Source organism: Acinetobacter sp. GXMZU3951 (assembly GCF_054457875.1).
Genome location: NZ_JBTLFO010000002.1, coordinates 195,180 through 214,079 on the forward strand (window position 1 = coordinate 195,180; position 18,900 = coordinate 214,079).

Genomic DNA, 18,900 nt, shown 5'->3' on the forward strand with positions numbered 1-18,900 from the left:
TTCAAGTTTAAATATCGCACAATATGGTAGATGGATTTAGGTTTGAACTCAGAATTTAAACCGCTGATATTATCAATTTTTGATCTTATTTCATTGAATGTAAGCCGAATAGATTTCCTTCACTATCAAAGGCTAAAGCAATAAATCCATATTCACCTATCGACATTTTATCCTGATGAATTTTGCCGCCTGCGGCATCAATTCTGCCAGCTTCATCGGCACAATCTTCACATGAAAAATAGATTAATGTGCTATTGCCCCCTGCGGCAATTCCTGACATGTGCACCAATGCACCAGAGCTTCCGTAACTTTGCATATCTGAAGGAAAAGCCAGCATTTGCAGACGCATCTCGTCTGAAGGTGGAGTGAGTGTGCTGAGTTGAATATTAAATACAGCTTCATAAAACTGTTTAGCGCGCTCGAGATCATCCACATAAATCTCAAACCATCCGACAGGGTTTTTCATTGTAATTGTCCTGTTGCATCCTTGGTGTGCCATTCATTTTAGGGGATAAAAGCAGCCCGATGTGTGGTGTTATGCAGAGTAAATTGTAATAAAAAAAGAGAGCCGAAGCTCTCTTTCTCATTTTCACTGAAATTAGTGACGGGCTGCCTTTTTACTTTCATCCACTGTTTTTACAATGGGGGTTTTAGGCAACGGTTCAGGCATAGACGTTAAGGCAAGGGGTAAAATCTCATCAATGGATTTCACGGCTTTAATTTCCAGACCTTCTTTCACATTGGCAGGAATTTCCGCTAAATCACGGACATTCTCTTGAGGAATGAAGACCAATTTAATGCCACCACGGTGAGCAGCAAGCAATTTTTCTTTCAAACCGCCAATACGCATGGCACGACCACCTAGGCTGGTTTCACCCGTCATGGCGATGTCAGGACGAATTGGAATGCCTGTGAACGCAGATACCAATGCTGTTGTGAGTGCCAGACCTGCAGAAGGGCCATCTTTCGGAGTCGCGCCTTCAGGTAAGTGCACATGCACATCGGTTTCTTCAAAACGTGAAGATTCAATGCCCAAGTCATCGGCACGAGTACGTACAAGGGTCATTGCAGTGGTAATCGATTCTTTCATTACATCACCCAAAGAACCAGTGGTAATGAATTTACCTTTACCTTTAACCGCAGCAACTTCAATGGTGAGTAACTCGCCACCAACCGAAGTCCAAGCCAAACCATTCACGCGACCGACTTGAGCTTCATCTTCTGCCATACCAAAGTCAAATTTGTATGGACCTAAGTAGTCAGGAAGATTGCTCGAAGTGACATCCACTTGCAAGTTTTTCGCTTTTTTGCTGACCGCTTCTTTCACCACTTTACGCGCAATTTTAGACACTTCACGTTCTAAGCTACGCACACCAGCTTCACGGGTGTAGCGTTGTACGATATCGCGAATCGCTTCTTCATGCACAGTCAGTTCTTTGGCACGTAGGCCATTGTTCTTAATGGCTTTAGGAACGAGGTAGCGTTCAGCAATGTTGATTTTCTCATCTTCGGTATAACCCGGTAGACGAATCACTTCCATACGGTCAAGTAAGGCTTCCGGAATATTCATGCTGTTGGCAGTACAGATGAACATCACCTCAGACAAATCCAGATCAAGATCGAGGTAGTGATCGTTGAATTTGTTGTTTTGCGATGGATCCAGCACTTCTAACAGGGCAGAAGCAGGGTCGCCACGGTAGTCTTGTGCCATCTTGTCGATTTCGTCGAGTAAGAACAATGGGTTCTTCACGCCAACTTTGGTTAACGACTGCACAATTTTACCCGGCATCGCACCGATATAGGTACGACGGTGACCACGAATTTCAGCTTCGTCACGTACACCACCTAAAGCCATACGCACGAACTCACGGCCTGTCGCTTTTGCTACAGATTCACCGAGTGAGGTTTTACCGACACCAGGAGGACCCACTAAGCAAAGAATCGGACCTTTAAGCTTTTTCACGCGTGACTGTACAGCCAGATATTCGACAATACGGTCTTTAACATCGTCTAGACCATAGTGGTCTGCGTCGAGAATTTCCTGTGCTTTCGCAAGGTTGATGCTGACTTTGCTGGCTTTATTCCAAGGTGTATCTAAAATCACCTCTAAATAGTTGCGTACCACAGCGGCTTCACTAGAAGCGGGTTGCATTGCTTTAAGCTTGCGGAATTCTGCTTCCGCTTTTTTGCGGACATGTTCAGGCAAGTCCGCTTCAGCAAGACGTTTTTCAATTTCCGCAACGTCGTCTTCTGCACCGCCATTCATGTCGGAAAGTTCACGCTGAATGACCTTCATCTTTTCATTGAGGAAGTATTCGCGTTGATTTTTTTCCATTTGGCGTTTTACAGAGTCATGTAAAGTCTGTTCAATCTGTTGCTCTTCAGACTGTTGCAACAAATAGGTCATGAGCTCTTGTAAGTGCGCTTCAAATTCATCATGTTCGAGGAATTTTTGCTTCACATCGATATTCAATGGAACACGTGTTGCCACGAAGAACAACAATTGTAGTAAATCGTCAATCTTGTTGGCAGCCGCGACCAGTTCGCGGGCATTACGCAGTTTTGCTTCAGCGTATTGTGCAAACAAGGTGCGTAACTCTTGAACACGAGTTTCTTGGGTATTTTCGTCGATGTGGACAGACATTGGGCTAAGCACATGTTCTGCAGTCAGATAATCATTTTCATCAATGATTTTTTCTAGCTTAGAACGATGTAAGCCTTCAATTAATACTTTTATACAGTTCTCATCATTTTCATGATTCACAACTTGCACAATCTTCGCGACAGTACCGTATTGGTATAAGTTGTCATGATCAATTTCTTCTGTCAGAGAATCTTTCTGCGCAACTACAAATACTAGATTGTCACTGTTACGAGCCACATCAACTGCATTGATCGATTTTTCACGACCTACAAATAGCGCAATTTGCATGTGCGGATAAACCACCACGTCACGTAACGCTAAAAGCGGTAATACACTTGGAACCTGAGGCTCTAAGGTTTCTTGATTCATAATAATTTCAGACATGGGCACTCCTAATGAGTGACAACGATGTTGCCATGTTTTTAATAGTGATGGGTATTTCAAAAAATACAAGGGCAGGTCAAAACAAATTGTATAAAAAATGACTAAATATGTGATTTTTAAGTATTCACAACAGTCAAAAATGCCAATTTTAACGATTGAAGCGTAAATATTGTTCCGGCATAAGTAGGGCATCGAGGGGCTGATCCCATTTTTCACGATGCAAGGTTTCAGGCACCAATTGAAAATGATGCGCGAGTCCTAAACGAAAAGGTCGATGATAAGGTGCCAAAGCGAGGGTTTTGTCATAAAAACCACCGCCCATTCCAATACGGGTTCCCAAGCGGTCACATGCCAATAAAGGCATTAATAATAGATCTAAATGCGACACCGATTGTCCACGGGTTGCCATAGGTTCTTGCATACCCAGTGGATGATGTGAAAAGCGTCGATTTTGAAACTGGTTCTGAGAAATTTTGACCCAAACTAAGTGCTGATTCATATTGCAAATCATCGGGAGATAGACCGATTTTTTTTGATGAAAACAATACTGAATAATTTTATGGGTCTGGATTTCACCAAAAGCGTGTAAATAAATACCGATCCGTTTGGCATGTTTAAATTCGGGCAGCATTCTGAGGCGTTGTATAATAAGTTGTTCAGAATGACGCTGTTGAAATGCCGATACTGCTCTGCGTTTTTGGCGAATGCTTTTACGAAGTTGATTTAGATCATGCGACATGGCAGAGCAGTATCCTTGTGGAAGTTGGCGTTAAACGAGTTGAAAAATGCTTAATGTTCAGCGTCTTGTTTGAGTGCTTGTAAAATAGGACAGCAACTGTCTGTAGTGGTTTTACATTCATCAATCCAACTCGAGAGGCGTTGCTTTAAAGCATTCAGTTCCTGAATCCGCTGGTCAATTTTTTCCAGCCGTTGTTGAATGACTTCACGGACTTTTTCGCGGTCATCTAATTGTAATTGTAACAGGTCTTGAATTTCACTCAGTTGCAGACCAGCATCTTTACCTTTTTGAATAAAACTTAAGGTTTCAATATCTTGTTGATTGTAGTAACGATAGTTTTGAGTCGTTTCCGGAATGCGCATCAACCCAATCCGTTGATAATAACGAATGGTTTCGACATTCACATGGCAGTGTTTTGCTAGTTTGCCAATAGTGAGCATAAAATAATCTCCAAAAGGCTTGACTCAGTACCTAGGTACAGACTTTATGCTAGCACAATCTAGAAATAAATGGTGAACCCCATGAGCGAGCAAAATAAAACCTCTTGTTGTTCCAAAGAAAAAGAATCGCCAATGCTAATCGAGATTGATCCCGTTTGTGGAATGAAAGTTGCGGCAGATTCTCCATATGTCTATGAGCATCAGTCCGTACGTTATTTGTTTTGTAGCTCAGCTTGTTTAACGAAATTTTCGGCCAATCCTGCGGCTTATGTATCATCAGAAAAAGCGCCAAAGACGTGTTGCAGCAAAACAGAAGCGGATGTAACGGAGGCTTCATCTGAAGCTAAGGTTGAAGCTGCAACAGTTGCGTCCAAAAGCTGTGGTTGCACATCACAGCAGCAAGCGAAGGAGCAGTCACAAGTCTTAGCACAATATATTGACCCTGTGTGTGGCATGACTGTGACGGACTTAAGCAAACCGCATACGGAATGGCAGGGACAGAACTACTATTTTTGTAGTGAAAAATGTCAGCAAAAATTTATTGCCAATCCAGAGGCTTATGTAAAATCTAAAGATACAGCAGCACTGTCGGCATCCACTTCGGGCTGTTGTGGTTCTAAGCAAAAACAGCCTGAAAAAACCACCTCATGTTGCGATAGCCCATCGAAAAGCCCTGTAACACAGGCAGAGGAAACTCAGTCGAGCTGTTGCGCAGCAAAGCCTAAAGTTGAAGCTGCCAAAAGTAGCTGTTGTGCTGGAGGGAAACATCAACATGAGCATTCTGCGCCATCGGGGGCAGCTGAGTTTATCGACCCAGTCTGCGGTATGTCTGTGGATCCGAATACAGAATTAAAAACCGATTACCAGCAGCAGACCTATTATTTCTGTAACCCTTCTTGCTTAGACAAGTTTAAGGCTGATCCTGAGTTTTATTTAATTCCGCCCGATCAGCGTCCTGTACCTGAGGGTGCCGCAGATATGGATTATACCTGCCCAATGGATCCTGAAATTGTGCAAAAAGGTCCGGGAACTTGCCCAATTTGCGGTATGGCATTGGAGCCAATGCAACCGACTTTAAATGATGCACCAAACCCAGAGTTGGTGGATTTTAGTCATCGTTTTTGGGTCACTTTACCGCTGACCTTAATCGTGTTTGTAATGGCGATGGGTTCACATCTTCACAGTTTTATTTCACCGCATATTCAGCCGTGGATTGAGCTAGTCCTCGCGACTCCTGTAGTGTTGTGGGCGGGTAAACCGTTTATTGAGCGCTGCTGGAGCTCTTATAAAACTGGCAATCTGAATATGTGGAGCCTGATTGGGGTTGGGGTATTAGCCGCTTATATTTACAGTGTCGTGGCAACCCTGTTCCCAAGCCTGATTCCCGTGGAAGCCAAAACTGGACATGGGGTTGCCGTGTACTTTGAAGCGGCCTGTATGATTGTGTCCTTAAGTTTGCTCGGTCAAATCATGGAGCTGAAAGCTCGTGCCAAAACCGCCGACTCACTAAAAGCTTTGCTCAAACTGCAAGTCCACACCGCCAAATTGGTACAGGCCGATCAAGTGGTTGAAGTGGAAATTAGCATGGTCAAGCAGGGCGATATTTTACAGATTGCCTCGGGTGAACAGATTCCACTGGATGGGGTGGTGGTTGAAGGTAAAACCTATGTCGATGAAGCCATGATGACCGGTGAACCTGTGCCGGTGAAAAAGCAAGTGCATGATAGTGTGATTGGCGGAACCGTGAACCAGCAAGGCAGTATTCGCATACAAACCACTGCAGTGGGAGCCAATACCACCTTAGCCAAAATGATTCAGACCGTGGCGGAAGCCCAGCGTTCTAAAGCGCCATTACAACGTCTAGCCGATATCTTCGCCAAGTATTTTGTGATTGTGGTGTTGTTGATCAGTGCATTGACCTTTGTGGCATGGATGATCTTTGGGGGCGCGCAGTTTGACTTGGCACTGATGTGTGCGGTGGCCGTGCTGATTATTGCCTGCCCGTGTGCACTCGGTTTAGCCACCCCGATGTCGGTGATGGCCACCACAGGTCGTGCGGCACAAAAAGGCGTGTTGTTTAAAGATGCCGAAGCGATTGAAGCCCTGAGCAAGGTGAATACCTTAATTGTCGATAAAACCGGAACCTTGACCGAAGGCAAGCCGAGTCTCAAAGAAATCCAGTTGCTGAGTCCGAAAGTGGAACAGGTGCAAGTAGAGCAGTGGATTGCTTCAATCGAACAGTATTCAAGTCATCCGATTGCGCAAACCCTGACGCAAATTGTACCTGCGCAGCAATTGCTGAAAGTGGTAGATTTCGAAGATGTGACTGGCTTTGGGGTCAAAGGGCAGATTGGCGAACAAACGTTATATATCGGGAGTCAAAAGTTACTGGAACAACTCGGCATTAGTTTAGATGCACATCTGCAAAGCCAGTTAGATCAGCAACGTGCCACAGGGAATGTCATCAGTTTCTTGAGTAATTCCCAAGAAGTACTGGCGTATATTGCGATTCACGATGCGATTAAAGCCAATGCACAGCAGGTGATTCAGCAACTCATGGCCGATGGCATTGAAGTGGTTATGGCAACAGGTGATCATGAGCAGAATGCACAGCTGGTGGCAAAAGAGCTGGGGATTCAACATGTACATGGCAACTGTACCCCAACCGAAAAATTGGAGCTGGTGAAAAAATATCAGGCACAAGGCAAAGTTGTGGCCATGGCAGGGGATGGCATTAACGATGCGCCTGCACTGGCGCAAGCCAATGTCGGGATTGCCATGGGGAACGGCACCGATATTGCCAAACAAACGGCACAAGTGACCTTGGTGAAAGGCGATATTCGTGGTGCCGCCGATGCCTTACATATGGCGAAGCTGGGGGTACGCAATATGAAACAGAATCTGGCCTTTTCTTTTGTCTATAACGGTTTAGGCGTGCCAGTAGCCGCAGGGATTTTTTATCCGCTCACAGGGTTATTATTAACCCCAATGTTTGCTGCTGTGGCCATGTCACTCAGTTCGCTTTCAGTGGTGCTGAATGCGCTACGTTTACAAAAGGCAAAATAAGTTTGCATGTTGACTACATGCTTATAAATCGTAACAAAAGCCTCAAGCATTCCCTTGAGGCTTTTTACTGTTTACGGCATAACAATGAGAGCGTCGTCCCATCTATAAAGTGTCGACAATAAAACTCAAGGGTCACTCGGCATGAGATTGTGATTTTGCGACCGCAGCAGCGAATCGAGGGCTAGTACACTAATAGTAAAAAAATGTGGTTACGCTAAAAAAATAAACACAGATATAAGATTTAAAACATTGAATTAAAATGAATTATATGGATTTTCTTATGCACAATTTTCAGGATAGATGCCAGATATGATGCTACGGAAGGATTGTCAAGTCATCTCTAGACATGGTTTCAAGTCTAAGACCAAAGTTGTTGACAATCTTATTGCATTTTAATTTATTTGTGCTTATTTTAGCTAATAATTAAACTGATTGTTGACAATATGCGAACCGATGAGCTGTCTACACAGACCAAACAAGCCTCGAATGCGACGCTAACCGACCAAATTTTCAGAAAGATTCAAACTGCAATTGTCAGTGGTGAACTTGCAGCTGGCAGTAAGATTTCTGAACCTGAACTGGCGCGGGTTTATGGCATCAGTCGTGGTCCTTTACGTGAAGCGATTCACCGCCTTGAAGGACAAAAATTGGTGGAGCGGACTGCGCATGTGGGGGCACGTGTGGTGTCTTTGTCAGATCAACAGTTATTTGAGTTATATCAAATCCGTGAAAATCTAGAAGGTCTAGCATGCCGTTTGGCAGCGCAAAGCATCGACAAACAACAGATTCTAAACTTGCGTGAAGTGCTGCATAAACATGCACAAGACCCAGATTTTAAAGAAGGGAAAGGCTATTACTTACAAGAGGGTCAGGACGATTTTCATTATTGCATCATTAAAAACTGCGGCAATAAAACCCTAGAAAAGATGCTATGTGATGAGTTGTATCACTTGATTCGGATGTATCGAATTCAGTATTCCAAAACGCCAAATCGTCCACACAGAGCCTTGTCAGAACATATTCGTATTTTAGACGCGATTGCCGAAGGTGATGCGGAATTGGCTGAGCTGCTTATGCGACGCCACATTGCTGCGTCATACCAGAATATTCAACAACATTTTTCTTAATCATGAGGAAAGAGGGAGAACCTATGTCAACCTTATCAGCAGGACAAAAATTCCGTGATGCAGTCGCAAGCGAGCATCCATTACAAGTGGTCGGCACCATCAATGCCAATCACGCTTTATTGGCTAAACGTGCAGGCTATAAAGCAATTTATTTATCTGGCGGGGGGGTGGCAGCGGGTTCTTTAGGTTTACCCGATTTGGGCATTAGCAACCTTGATGATGTGTTGACAGATGTCCGCCGTATTACCGATGTCTGTGATTTACCACTATTGGTCGATGCCGATACAGGCTTTGGTGCTTCGGCATTTAACATTGCGCGTACCACCAAGTCTTTAATCAAGTTTGGCGCTGCTGCGATGCATATTGAAGACCAAGTTGGTGCCAAGCGTTGTGGTCACCGTCCAAATAAAGCCATTGTTTCACAACAAGAAATGGTGGATCGTATTAAAGCCGCTGTAGATGCACGTGGTGACGACAAGTTTGTGATTATGGCGCGTACCGATGCATTGGCAGTAGAAGGTTTACAGGCCGCAATTGACCGCGCAGGTGCTTATATTGAAGCTGGTGCAGACATGCTGTTCCCAGAAGCCATTACTGAATTGGCAATGTATAAACAATTCGCGGAAGCGACACATGTACCTATTTTGGCCAACATTACCGAATTTGGTTCGACGCCACTCTTTACCACCGACGAGTTGGCTTCTGCGGATGTCAGCATTGCCTTGTATCCACTTTCTGCCTTCCGTGCCATGAACAAAGCTGCAGAAAATGTGTATACCACCTTACGTAAAGAAGGTACGCAAAAGAACGTGGTCGACACCATGCAAACCCGTCAAGAATTGTATGACCGCATCAACTACCATGCGTTTGAACAATACCTTGATGCGTCTTTTGTAAAAAATAAATAACAACACTATTGACTAGACCATTCATCGTGTCAGCACAGGAAATATAGTTGTCACGATGAATAAAAATAATTTGATCCACCCAATGGAAGAAGGAAGATCTCATGAATGCTACAACAACAGGATTTAAGCCAAAAAAATCAGTCGCGCTTAGCGGTCAAGTTGCAGGGAATACGGCACTTTGTACCGTAGGCCGTAGTGGTAATGACTTGCACTACCGTGGTTACGACATTTTAGACCTTGCGGGTCAAAGCGAATTTGAAGAAGTGGCTTACCTTTTGGTACACGGCAAATTACCGAACAAAGCCGAACTGAAAGCGTATAAAAACAAACTGAAAGGGTTACGTGGTTTACCAGCTTCACTCAAAGCAGCATTAGAGCAGCTACCGCCGTATGCACACCCAATGGACGTGATGCGTACAGGCGTATCGGTGCTGGGCTGTTTAACGCCTGAACATGAAGACCATAACTATGCGGGTGCACGTGACATCGCAGACAAGTTGATGGCGTCTTTCGGTTCAATGTTGCTGTACTGGTATCACTTTAGCCACAACGGCAAACGCATTGAAGTAGAAACTGATGATGATTCAATTGGTGCGCACTTCTTGCATTTGTTGCATGGTGAAAAGCCATGTGAACAATGGATTCAAGCGATGCACACTTCATTAATCTTGTATGCAGAGCATGAGTTTAACGCATCGACATTTACTTCACGCGTAATTGCAGGTACAGGTTCAGACATGTACTCCACCATTGCTGGTGCGATTGGTGCATTACGTGGTCCGAAACACGGTGGCGCGAACGAAGTCGCATTCGTGATTCAACAGCGTTATGACAATGCCGATGAAGCAGAAGCGGACATTCGTAAGCGTGTAGAAAACAAAGAAGTGGTGATTGGTTTTGGTCATCCTGTTTACACCATTGCAGACCCACGTAACGAAGTGATTAAGCAAGTGGCGCTTGAATTGGCGGATGCGCAAGAAAACAAAAAAATGTACTTAATCGCAGAGCGTTTAGAAGCTGTGATGAAAGAAGTGAAAAACATGTTCCCGAACCTCGACTGGTTCAGTGCAGTCAGCTACCACTTAATGGGTGTTCCAACTGCAATGTTCACCCCGCTATTCGTGATTGCGCGTACCGCAGGTTGGTCAGCACATGTGATTGAACAGCGTCAAGACGGCAAGATCATTCGTCCAAGCGCGAACTATACGGGCCCTGAAAATCTCGAATTTAAACCATTAGCAGAGCGTGATTAATGAATACCCAGTATCGTAAGAATTTACCAGGCACATCATTAGACTACTATGATGTTCGCCAAGCGGTTGAAGATATTCAACCCGGTGCTTATGCGACGCTGCCATACACCTCTAAAGTGTTGGCCGAACAGTTGGTCCGTCGCGCAGATGCAGAAAACTTGACTGCATACTTAAAACAATTGATTGAACGTCGTCAGGATCTGGATTTCCCTTGGTATCCTGCGCGTGTAGTGTGTCATGACATCTTAGGTCAAACTGCGTTGGTTGACCTTGCGGGCTTGCGTGATGCGATTGCAGACAAAGGCGGCGATCCGTCGAAAGTCAACCCTGTGGTGCCAACCCAGTTGATCGTGGATCACTCATTAGCGGTGGAATACGGTGGTTTTGACCCAGACGCGTTTGAAAAAAACCGTGCGGTGGAAGACCGTCGTAACGAAGACCGTTTCCACTTTATTGAGTGGACCAAGACTGCATTTAAAAATGTCGATGTGATTCCTGCGGGTAACGGCATTATGCACCAAATCAACTTAGAGAAAATGTCTCCAGTGATTCAGGCGCGTGATGGTGTAGCTTTCCCAGATACCTGTGTGGGGACAGACTCACACACGCCACATACCGATGCACTGGGTGTGATTTCTGTGGGCGTGGGTGGCTTAGAAGCGGAAAACGTGATGTTGGGTCGTGCATCGTGGATGCGTCTGCCAGACATTATTGGGGTTGAGTTGGTCGGTCAGCGTCAAGCGGGCATTACCGCAACCGATATCGTATTGGCATTGACTGAGTTCTTGCGTAAAGAGCGTGTAGTCGGTGCATACCTTGAGTTCTTCGGTGAAGGTGCAGACAGCATGTCGGTGGGGGATCGTGCCACGATTTCCAACATGACCCCAGAATATGGTGCAACGGCTGCCATGTTCTACATCGACCAAAACACTATTGATTATTTACGCCTGACAGGTCGTGAAGATGCACAAGTGGCATTGGTTGAACAATACGCGAAACAAATTGGTCTGTGGTCATCGGACATGACTCAAGCAGAGTATCCGCGTGTTCTTCGTTTCGATCTTTCAACCGTGACGCGTAACATTGCTGGTCCGTCAAACCCGCATGCACGTGTCTCGACTGCTGACCTGAAAGAAAAAGGCATTGCGGGTGTGGTTGAGCAGCGTACCGATGGTTTAATGCCTGATGGCGCGATCATCATCGCGGCAATTACTTCGTGTACCAACACTTCTAACCCACGTAACACCGTGGCGGCTGGTTTGTTGGCGCGTAAAGCCAATGAGCTGGGTTTAGTGCGTAAGCCTTGGGTAAAATCTTCATTTGCACCGGGTTCTAAAGCGGCTGCATTGTATCTTGAAGAAGCGGGTGTGCTGAAAGACCTAGAGCAACTCGGTTTTGGTATCGTGGCCTATGCGTGCACCACTTGTAACGGCATGTCAGGTGCGCTTGATCCGAAGATTCAGCAAGAAATTATTGACCGTGACTTGTACGCAACTGCGGTGCTTTCGGGTAACCGTAACTTCGATGGTCGTATCCATCCTTATGCAAAACAAGCGTTCTTGGCATCTCCACCGCTGGTTGTCGCGTATGCCATTGCGGGGACGATTCGTTTTGACATCGAAAAAGATGCACTCGGTACAGACAAAGACGGTAACCCGATTTACCTGAAAGACATCTGGCCTTCGGATGCTGAAATTGATGCCTTAGTAAAAGAAGCGGTGAAGCCTGAACAATTCCGTAAAGTCTACATTCCTATGTTTGACTTGGGCGTAACCGTAGAGGCCGAAAGCCCACTTTACGACTGGCGTCCACAAAGTACCTATATTCGCCGTCCGCCGTACTGGGAAGGGGCGTTGGCTGCGTCACGTACTTTGGCCAATATGCGTCCGTTGGCAATTTTAGGTGACAACATCACCACAGATCATTTGTCGCCTTCCAATGCGATTTTGATGGACTCTGCGGCGGGTGAATACCTGCACAAAATGGGTGTACCTGAAGAAGACTTCAACTCATATGCGACACACCGTGGCGACCATTTGACTGCACAACGTGCAACATTTGCCAACCCGAAACTCTATAACGAAATGGTGGTTCGTGCAGACGGCACCATTAAGCAAGGGTCAAAAGCACGTGTAGAGCCAGAAGGCGAAGTAATGCGTATGTGGGAAGCGATTGAAACTTACATGAACCGTAAGCAACCGCTGATCATCATCGCGGGTGCAGACTATGGTCAGGGTTCAAGCCGTGACTGGGCTGCCAAAGGTGTGCGTCTTGCAGGTGTAGAAGCCATTGTTGCGGAAGGTTTTGAGCGTATTCACCGTACCAACTTGGTGGGTATGGGCGTGTTGCCGCTTGAGTTTAAAGCTGGAACAGACCGTAAAACCTTAAAGCTAGATGGTACTGAGCTATACAGCGTGATTGGTAATATTGCACCACGTTCGACTTTAACTTTAGTGATTGAGCGTGCCACGGCTGATGGTAAGAGTGAAACTGTAGAAGTGCCTGTGACTTGCCGCCTAGATACAGAAGAAGAAGTGTCTGTATATGAAGCGGGTGGTGTACTTCAGCGTTTTGCTCAGGACTTTTTGGAAAGCCAAGAAGAGAAAGAGCAATTAACAGCTTAATTTAAAGTATTTGAAATTGTTTGAGAAAAGCCCTACTTTATGTCGGGCTTTTTTAAAAGGTAATAATTTGTGGCAAAGAGAGATATTAATTTAACTATACGTAATAAAGAAATTCAAAAAATTAAGAATGAATTAAGACTATTACAGGCTAATGTATTTGAAGAATTGCCGGATAGGGCAAGTGAATTAAAATTAAATGCTTATGTGGGTTCAAAAGCTGCTGATTTTATTGATTTAAAACATGAAGTGATAGATACACCTCAGAAGTATATTTTAAAATGGCTGGAGGGGATGAAGGATCAAGCTTCAAAGACTAATAGAGCAAATAATATTTTTAATGATTTACAAGATGAAAATAAGCCTCATTTTAAAAAATATGTCCACTTATTTTTAACTAGATCATTTCTCAACTACTATAATGAACTATCGAAAGTAAGACCTGATGTTAATGATGCTCATTTATGGTTTGGTAATAATGACAATTTTTATGGATTTTTTATTACACCAAGATGGAATCAGGTAAAACAAGAATGGGAAAATGATAACTCTGAAATAAGAGCAGTTCAATTTAAATATTGGTCTATTGGTCATATACTTAAAACAGGTTTATGTATACCTGATAAAGATCAGAAATATACTTTTACTCAATTATCTGATTTTTTGAATTTTTATATGGCTTTGATAAAGCTAACGAAGTCTCCATACCAAATATATATAGCTGAGCAATATATTACTTATATAAAAGGGCACTCTAATCCTGAGGATTTGCCTTTATTAATCCCGGAAATGAGATTTGGAGGTAAAGAGAAAAAGCATTTATATCGCTTGGATTTTATGGTTATTAATGCTGCTACCATGGAAAAAACTGGTTTTGAAATTTCGCCTTGGTCAACGCATGGGCAATTGAGTGGAAAGAGTAAGACTTTAGTTCAGTTAAATGAGGAGGCGCAAGCAAATTTCCAAAAAGAAATTGACAAGAGTAATCGGTTTTTAAAGCGCTATCAAATTCCAACTTTCCATTATTCTGATCGAGATTTATTGGATTTGGATACGGTATGGTTGGAAATACAAGAAATTCTTGAAACTGGTAAAGCACCTGAGCAATTAGAGTTAGCTTTATATAATGATATTTTTGGCAATATTTAAAAAGTAAAAGCCCAGAAAAATGCTGGGCTTTTGGGTATTTGGTTGTTAGATATGGCTTCTGATATATAAATCTAGAATTGCTATTTTGTATTCTAGAGTAATTTTAATACTTTGTAGATACGAGTGTATAAACAGCATTCTTCACCTTCTCGGCAGAATTATTGGTAGAAAAGATTGATAAATAATCAAAATAATCATGCTGTGTATTCAATATGGATACTGTTTCGAAGTCATTTGAATGGCTATGTGAAGTATTGGATGAATCTACATTTCAGAAGCATATCGTGAATGCTGAAGAAAACTTTGGAATAGGCTTCTATTTTTATTCCATGTGAAGAATACGTTATTTATTTGGCACTTAATTGAAAGATAAGCTTTTGTAATATCCATAGTGTAAAATTTATTATTATAGCTAAGCCCCAAACTCACGGGGCTTATTTGTATCAAAATTTAAGACTTTAGGCTGAGTTACAAAACTCTTAATTGCAAATTTCTTAACCAAAAAAAGTGAATTTAAAAATTCAAAATGTTGAAAAATAACAATAATATTATAAATTAAAAAAAATAAATTAGTGAAACTTCTATCTTTAATCATTTATTTAAATTATATATTCATTTATATTTAAAATAATAAGTAGACAGGCTTTTTGTTTTGCCTATACTTTGATCACCATTTCTAAATCACATGGAGAACAAATAGTTACTGCTAGAAGAAGTCTGAAACTGGCTACTGTTTTTGTATTCTATGATAACAGCACCTTTACTTAGAAATTGGTACAAACCGTTATCCATTGTTTAGAATAAAAGCCCTGTCACCTTCGATAGGGCTTTTCGTTAAGCGGCATTCATTAAGCATCATAATCATGCATAAATTTTTAGAGCTAGGCATAAATTGAATCTGCCGATTCAATTTTACTTTTCACTTTTTTCTATAACAAAGATCGACAGACTTGAATTAATAAGTAATCACTTCATAGCACATCCTTTTCCCAATAAAGTTGACTGAACGGTACATATCCACGCTTTAGTTCAGACCGTATAGAAAGCCAAGAACAGAAAGAGTAATTTTATTTAAAGTATTTGAAATTATTTAAAAAAAATCCCAAGTTTTGCCTGAGATTTCTTAACTTTTCTAGATTGGAATAATTTCTGAGGATTGGCTATATTAGAGTTGATAGCGGGTGTATCCATAAGTATGAATGAGCCGCTACCTTGCCTCTAGGAGAGAGATGATAGCAGCCTGAATAAATAAGGATACGATGAGTTAATTGAGACTAAAAAGGTTAAGTGATGAGCGTAATTTTACCTGTGGCAGAACGTGTTGAAGGCATTTTAAAACTGAAAGCTGCGCCAGTTGCTGACACAGAATTTAATAGTGATTGGCTCATGCAATTGGCTTCTGCTATGCATGCCACCATGCTAGAACGTAATGGGGTCGGGATTGCCGCACCACAATTGTATATCTCTAAACAGATCATTATTGTTGCTTCACGACCTAATCCGCGTTATCCCGACGCACCCGAAATGCAGCCCGTTGTAATGGTCAATCCGCAAATTTTGGAGTTTTCTGAAAGTACTTGTATGGGTGAAGAAGGCTGCCTAAGTGTGCCAAATGAACGTGCACAGGTTGAGCGGGCACAAGCCATCCGAGTGCTTTATCACACATTAGAAGGTGATGTTATGGAAACCTCATTTGAGGGATTCCCAGCGCGGATTGTGCAACATGAAGTCGATCATCTGAATGGAATTTTATTTGTAGACCGCTTGTCGGTTTAACTTAAGGCTCACCGCGCTATTCCTCTTTATATTTAAATTGCTGCGGGGTTTGTCCCAAATGCTTTTTAAACATGGCACTAAAAGCACTCGGATTCGTATAACCAAGGGACTCCGATATGTGAGCAATCGACTCACCACTGGCAATTTTACTCAGGGCTTGGGCAATGTGCATTTGTTGTAACCATGCGCGATAAGACAGCCCAGTTTCCTTCTGAAACATGCGCATGAGGGTTCTGGCACTGGTGCCAATTTCATCGGCCCAAGTCGTTAAGTCTTTATGCTGTTGCGGTGCATGTAAAAGCGTTTGGCAAATGTTCATCAGGCGTTTGTCCTGTGGCCACGGTATCTGAATCGGTAGAGAATTGGCTTTTTGAATTTCATCAAAGATCAGAATTTGTAAGGCGCGAGAAAGTTCATCGGAACTGAGTAATTCGGATGCTGGAATGTGTTCGATCACATTTAAACGAATCAGTAGTTCATGCAATAACTTGCTGACTCGAATAATAAAACACTGCTGACCCAAAACCGATGCTGCTTGAGCTTCGACCAGTGCAGTATTCATTTTGACCCGACTTAAAGAAATCACACTATGTTCCACATAGGCGGGAATCCACAGTGCACACATCGGCGGAATCAGCCAGACATGATTCGGAGTAAAAACCTGAATAATCCCTGTCGAGGCATATAGAAACTGGGCGCGTGAATGATGATGGGCAGGGGTAATTTCTCGGTAAGTATGTTCCGAAGAAAGTCCAATCACCAGTTCGGACATTTCGGTTTCAATCAACGAATCTGACATTTTTATGAAATTTGTCACTTAGACAGGGATTATTGGAAGATATCGCTCTGAATGACATTTTACAATATTGGTTGAAAGATCAATGATTGGAGTTTTTCGGCTATGACCTCTTCAATACAGGCCAAGGAAAGCATGGATGACGCTGTGGCAAGTCTTCAGCCACAAGGGATGATTGTGAAAATTGTCGGTGCAGTGGCGCTGGCACATTTACTGAATGACTTGATTCAAGCTGTTCTGCCTGCGATTTATCCGATGCTGAAAACCAATTTTTCACTCAGTTTTGCCCAAGTGGGACTCATCTCAATGGTGTATCAAATTACGGGATCCTTGCTACAACCGTGGATTGGACTGTATACCGATAAACATCCCAAACCGTATTTGTTGCCATTGGGGATGCTGGTGACCTTGAGCGGTATTTTATTGCTGGCATTTTCACCAAGCTTTACCGTCTTACTGATCGGGTCTGCCTTGATTGGAGTGGGTTCATCCACCTTTCACCCTGAAGCCTCCCGCGTGGCTCGGATGGCATCGGGCGGGCGTTTTGGTACGGCACAATCCACCTTTCAGGTCGGGGGTAATACCGGTACTGCGATTGGTCCTTTGCTCGCTGCACTGATTATTGTGCCGTTTGGGCAACATGCGGTGGCCTTGTTAATTGTGTTTGCACTGCTTGCCATCTGGGTATTGTTTGGTGTGAGCCGCTGGAGTATTGGTCACTGTAAAAAACAATTGGTGGCTAAAGCACAGCAGGTACCAAGCAAATTGCATGGTCGTCAGTTGGTGATTGCCTTATCCACCATCTGCGTGTTGATGTTTGCCAAATTTACTTATATCGCCAGTATCAGTAATTACTTTACCTTTTACCTCATGCATAAATTCCAGATCAGTCTGCAATCGGCTCAGTTACATTTGTTTGCCTTCTTGGCAGCGGTGGCTTTAGGCACCTTTGCAGGTGGCCCGATTGGAGACAAAATTGGACGTAAAGCAGTGATTTGGGTGTCTTTTGTTGGCATGGCACCGTTTGCGTTAATGATGCCCTTTGCCAATCTGTTCTGGACTACGGTGCTGTCAGTCATGACCGGTTTAGTGTTGTCTTCTGCCTTTGCTGCCATGGTGGTGTATGCGCAAGAAGCGGTACCCGGGCGAGTCGGCATGATTGCAGGGTTGATGTTTGGCTTAATGTTTGGGGTGAGTGGGATTGCCGCAGCAGGTTTGGGTTATTTGGCCGACTTAAAAGGCATTGAATGGGTGTTTGGCGTGTGTTCGTTATTGCCATTACTCGGTTTTGCCACGGCATTTTTACCGAAGACTCAAGCAAACTAAACCGATTACAGCAGAACCTTAGGCTTAGACGCGCTATCTTAAAAGAATAAGATGGCGCGTTTTTCTTTTAGCTGCGTTGTAATAATGTACGGCATCGAACTTTTTACATCCGATTTTTTGTTTTTCGCTATGAGAGAAAAATAAAGCGAGTGCAGCAATGATGTAAGAGATCTGATGCCGAGGCTGTGGACGCGCTTTAGTTTTGGAGGATGACAGCCATGACGAATCCCGATGCTGTAATTCAATTTTCCTTAGGTTTAGAACAGCTCAGCTTCGACATAGACGGGCAGCACTTTCAGGTGGATAAAGGTTTAGGCTTTATTCAGTCGAACAGTATGCGTCATGGTGTGCTGGATGAATTGGCCATCGAGCTGATGATCTATGTGATTGAAGAAATATTAGAATCCATTCCGATCCAATATGCTCAACCGAAAAGAGCCATCAGTACTGATAGTTTACTGCAAGACGTACTAACTTTATTTTTCCCGAATCAGCACAGCATAGACCGCGTACAACTTGAAAGTGGTTTTAATGCGTTTATTGAGCGTCGTGAATATTATGTGTGTAAAGTGGCGGAACAAGGGGTATTCAGCCTAGTTTACTTTGTATTTTTACGTGAGATGATGCATCACTGGAATGTCGTGGACATCAAATTTGAATCTTTTGAATAG

General features: G+C 43.3%; 14 protein-coding genes. 9 read left to right on the plus strand and 5 right to left on the minus strand.

From position 1 onward, the window contains the following. Positions 1–85: 85 nt before the first annotated feature. The 4 genes from ACX17N_RS04070 to ACX17N_RS04085 all read right to left on the minus strand — a co-directional run bounded on the left by ACX17N_RS04070 (position 86) and on the right by ACX17N_RS04085 (position 4,207). On the minus strand, positions 86–466 hold the full coding sequence (locus tag ACX17N_RS04070; RefSeq protein ID WP_458891286.1) for a VOC family protein: 381 nt from the start codon (positions 464–466) through the stop codon (positions 86–88). 132 nt (positions 467–598) lie between these two features. Further along, entirely contained in the window at positions 599–3,028 is a 2,430-nt protein-coding gene (gene lon / locus ACX17N_RS04075) for an endopeptidase La (protein ID WP_458891287.1), read from the minus strand. Positions 3,029–3,176: 148 nt separating this feature from the next. Then, positions 3,177–3,767 carry a 5-formyltetrahydrofolate cyclo-ligase gene (locus ACX17N_RS04080; protein ID WP_458891288.1) on the minus strand — a complete coding sequence of 197 codons (591 nt, stop codon included), beginning with the start codon at positions 3,765–3,767 and terminating at the stop codon, positions 3,177–3,179. Between the two features lie 50 nt (positions 3,768–3,817). Then, the gene (locus ACX17N_RS04085; RefSeq protein ID WP_458891289.1) at positions 3,818–4,207 is read right to left on the minus strand and encodes a MerR family transcriptional regulator; all 390 of its coding nucleotides are present in this window, start codon (positions 4,205–4,207) and stop codon (positions 3,818–3,820) included. 81 nt (positions 4,208–4,288) lie between these two features. Between ACX17N_RS04085 and ACX17N_RS04090 the strand changes: the two genes are divergently transcribed. The 7 genes from ACX17N_RS04090 to def all read left to right on the plus strand — a co-directional run bounded on the left by ACX17N_RS04090 (position 4,289) and on the right by def (position 16,107). Then, complete coding sequence (locus tag ACX17N_RS04090; RefSeq protein ID WP_458891290.1) at positions 4,289–7,273, plus strand: heavy metal translocating P-type ATPase; 2,985 nt, start codon at positions 4,289–4,291, stop codon at positions 7,271–7,273. A gap of 443 nt (positions 7,274–7,716) precedes the next feature. Beyond that, positions 7,717–8,400 carry a GntR family transcriptional regulator gene (locus ACX17N_RS04095; protein WP_458891291.1) on the plus strand — a complete coding sequence of 228 codons (684 nt, stop codon included), beginning with the start codon at positions 7,717–7,719 and terminating at the stop codon, positions 8,398–8,400. 23 nt (positions 8,401–8,423) lie between these two features. Then, the gene (gene prpB, locus ACX17N_RS04100) at positions 8,424–9,308 is read left to right on the plus strand and encodes a methylisocitrate lyase (protein ID WP_458891292.1); all 885 of its coding nucleotides are present in this window, start codon (positions 8,424–8,426) and stop codon (positions 9,306–9,308) included. 101 nt (positions 9,309–9,409) lie between these two features. Continuing rightward, positions 9,410–10,561: a bifunctional 2-methylcitrate synthase/citrate synthase gene (gene prpC, locus ACX17N_RS04105; protein ID WP_458891293.1), complete on the plus strand. Its 1,152-nt coding sequence runs from the start codon at positions 9,410–9,412 to the stop codon at positions 10,559–10,561. Beyond that, complete coding sequence (gene acnD / locus ACX17N_RS04110; RefSeq protein ID WP_458891295.1) at positions 10,561–13,185, plus strand: Fe/S-dependent 2-methylisocitrate dehydratase AcnD; 2,625 nt, start codon at positions 10,561–10,563, stop codon at positions 13,183–13,185. The genes prpC and acnD overlap by 1 nt, the downstream gene beginning before the upstream one ends. Positions 13,186–13,254: 69 nt before the next feature. After that, positions 13,255–14,331, plus strand: a complete 1,077-nt coding sequence (locus tag ACX17N_RS04115) for a hypothetical protein (protein ID WP_458891296.1) — start codon at positions 13,255–13,257, stop codon at positions 14,329–14,331. 1,290 nt (positions 14,332–15,621) lie between these two features. Further along, positions 15,622–16,107: a peptide deformylase gene (def, locus tag ACX17N_RS04120; RefSeq protein ID WP_458891297.1), complete on the plus strand. Its 486-nt coding sequence runs from the start codon at positions 15,622–15,624 to the stop codon at positions 16,105–16,107. A 16-nt stretch (positions 16,108–16,123) separates the two neighbouring features. Here def and ACX17N_RS04125 read toward each other — a convergent pair whose 3' ends face one another. Beyond that, positions 16,124–16,906: an AraC family transcriptional regulator gene (locus tag ACX17N_RS04125; RefSeq protein ID WP_458891298.1), complete on the minus strand. Its 783-nt coding sequence runs from the start codon at positions 16,904–16,906 to the stop codon at positions 16,124–16,126. Positions 16,907–17,008: 102 nt separating this feature from the next. On the opposite strand from ACX17N_RS04125, the gene ACX17N_RS04130 reads away from it, so the two are divergent. After that, a complete protein-coding gene (locus tag ACX17N_RS04130; protein ID WP_458891299.1) occupies positions 17,009–18,229 on the plus strand; it encodes an MFS transporter in 1,221 nt (406 codons plus the stop codon). Between the two features lie 218 nt (positions 18,230–18,447). Beyond that, on the plus strand, positions 18,448–18,900 hold the full coding sequence (locus tag ACX17N_RS04135) for a hypothetical protein (RefSeq protein ID WP_458891300.1): 453 nt from the start codon (positions 18,448–18,450) through the stop codon (positions 18,898–18,900).